Source organism: Lysobacter sp. M15 (assembly GCF_022662515.1).
Taxonomy (GTDB): Bacteria; Pseudomonadota; Gammaproteobacteria; order Xanthomonadales; family Xanthomonadaceae; genus JAKPBU01.
Genome location: NZ_JAKPBV010000023.1, coordinates 1 through 1,051 on the forward strand (window position 1 = coordinate 1; position 1,051 = coordinate 1,051).

The 1,051-nt window shown below is 56.0% G+C and carries 1 protein-coding gene; it reads right to left on the reverse strand.

The window, feature by feature from the left end; genetic code table 11:
- Nucleotides 1–653: 653 nt before the first annotated feature.
- On the reverse strand, nt 654–953 hold the full coding sequence (locus MC380_RS17850) for a hypothetical protein (RefSeq protein WP_242166509.1): 300 nt from the start codon (nt 951–953) through the stop codon (nt 654–656).
- Nucleotides 954–1,051 lie beyond the last annotated feature (98 nt).

A 1,051-nucleotide genomic window follows, 5' to 3' on the forward strand; every position in this document is an offset into this window, starting at 1 on the left:
ACTGTACGCCCGATATGGAATTCCGGAGCGCGGGCTCCATGACCTCCCATTCCTGTTCGGTCAGCATTGGAATGACCATGTCGCAGCGCCAACAGTAGAGGTCTTTCGGCATAGCGGGCCTAACGCCTGAGTTAAGCCGCGCTGCGTAGTGGAGGCTGCAGGCATGGCAAGCTTTCCCTGCCATGCCTGTGGCCGGAACGAAGCGGCGTCGGCTTGAACGAATTGTTAGGCCTCACCCAACACATAGCCTGGGAAGGGGGCCCGATCGGGCAAGCCAAGCAAATGGAGCATGGCCGCCTCGGCGCATATCTTGAACCCGAGAGGGCTTGTGGTGCCAGAGTGATCCAAGATGACCTCAACGGTCACTGCTAGTGGCGGGGTGCCGGCAACGGAGGAGTGCCCAGAGCGAACACCGAATGCCACCGCATCAAATTGCTCGGGAGAAAAATCGAGCTCTTGGCCCGGTTGAACAGAGAACTCTAAAGCCTCTACAGCAGACAGCCGAACGAAAGCATCAATACGCGGACCGCATCCGTGGCGTGTGAATCGAAACTCGGACTGCATCTTGTGAGGCCTAACGCCTGAATTAAGCCGACCCGCGAAGCGGGTTCGGCTTGAATGAATTGTTAGGCCTCAGCAGCGTGCTGGACCCACTAAGCAAACAACTCATCATTGCGCAGCATGAAGAATGAGAAGAGTGCACCAGCCGGGATGAGCGAGACAAGTCCGAACGCCAAAGCCCTCCTGCTCTTGGACTTTGCGGCCCTGTAAAGGAAATAGGCTGGCGCAAGGTTGAACAGGAACAGGCTGGCAAAGAGCAGGTCCTCCGCGTCAATTCCAAATCCGGCCAGTACGAAAGACACGGTTACAAACGAAGCTATCTCAATGACAAGCAAACCACCGGCTTTGGCAAGGTTTGGTTCTTTTGGGACAAAGTTCGAGAAGTTGAACATGAGGCCTAACGCCTGAATTAAGCCGAGCCGCGAAGCGGCTTCGGCTTGAATGAATTGTTAGGCCGCAGACTACACGGCAATGAGAGCCGGGTCATACC

Excerpts from the sequence above, each read along its gene's own strand:
- MC380_RS17850 (WP_242166509.1), bottom strand. The coding sequence starts at position 953 with ATGTTCAACTTCTCGAACTTTGTCCCAAAAGAACCAAACCTTGCCAAA.